This window comes from Mycobacterium sp. NGS62 (assembly GCF_059812285.1).
Genome location: NZ_JCALCK010000069.1, coordinates 1 through 1,193, shown reverse-complemented (window position 1 = coordinate 1,193; position 1,193 = coordinate 1). Strand labels below are relative to the sequence as shown.

Below are 1,193 nucleotides of genomic sequence, written 5' to 3'. Positions count from 1 at the left end.
CTCTTACCGGCATTCGGAGTTTGGCTGACGTCAGTAACCTAGTAGGGCCCATCGGCCATCCAGTAGCTCTACCTCCGGCAAGAAACATGTAACGCTGCACCTAAATGCATTTCGGGGAGAACCAGCTATCACGGAGTTTGATTGGCCTTTCACCCCTACCCACAGCTCATCCCCTCAGTCTTCAACCTAAGTGGGTTCGGGCCTCCACGCGGTCTTACCCGCGCTTCACCCTGGCCATGGGTAGATCACTCCGCTTCGGGTCCACAACACACCACTACACCCCCTCACGAGGGATACGCCCTATTCAGACTCGCTTTCGCTGCGGCTACCCCACCCGGGTTAACCTCGCGACATGTCGGTGACTCGCAGGCTCATTCTTCAAAAGGCACGCCATCACCCCACCCAAAAGGGAAGGCTCTGACGGCTTGTAGGCGCACGGTTTCAGGTACTCTTTCACTCCCCTCCCGGGGTACTTTTCACCATTCCCTCACGGTACTAATCCGCTATCGGTCATCAGGAAGTATTCAGGCTTACCGGGTGGTCCCGGCAGATTCACAGCAGATTCCACGGGCCCGCTGCTACTCGGGGTACCTGCGCACAACAGACAGCATGTTTTCACCTACCGGGCTCTCACCGTCTACGGCAGACCATCCCAGGCCACTTCGACTAACACACTGTTTTCTCACTGCTGCCCCAGCCGGCGGACCAGAGAACACAGACCCCACAACACCACACACACAACCCCCGCCGGGTATCACATGCGCGCGGTTTAGCCATCCTCCGCGTTCGCTCGCCACTACTAACGGAATCACACTTGTTTTCTTCTCCTACGGGTACTGAGATGTTTCACTTCCCCGCGTTCCCCCCCACTGCCTATACATTCAGCAGTGGGTGACACCACATCACTGGTGCCGGGTTTCCCCATTCGGACATCCTCGGATCCACGCTCGGTTGACAACTCCCCGAGGCATATCGCAGCCTCCCACGTCCTTCATCGGCCCCTGATGCCAAGGCATCCACCATGCGCCCTAACACACTTACAAACACAAAAAAACACTCGACAAACAAAAACAATCATTTTGCTTGCTAGATGCTCGCAACCACTATCCACAACTCAAACACCACACCCCACCACCAAGATGGAGCGACAACAACCCAACAGGTGCTGCCTCAAAGCCCAATAGTGTGCCGGC

1 rRNA gene is annotated in these 1,193 nt (G+C 56.4%); it reads right to left on the bottom strand.

Annotated elements, in window-relative coordinates:
* A 23S ribosomal RNA gene (locus tag AC5Y49_RS24725) occupies positions 1 to 1,043 on the bottom strand; the annotation flags it as partial.
* Positions 1,044 to 1,193 lie beyond the last annotated feature (150 nt).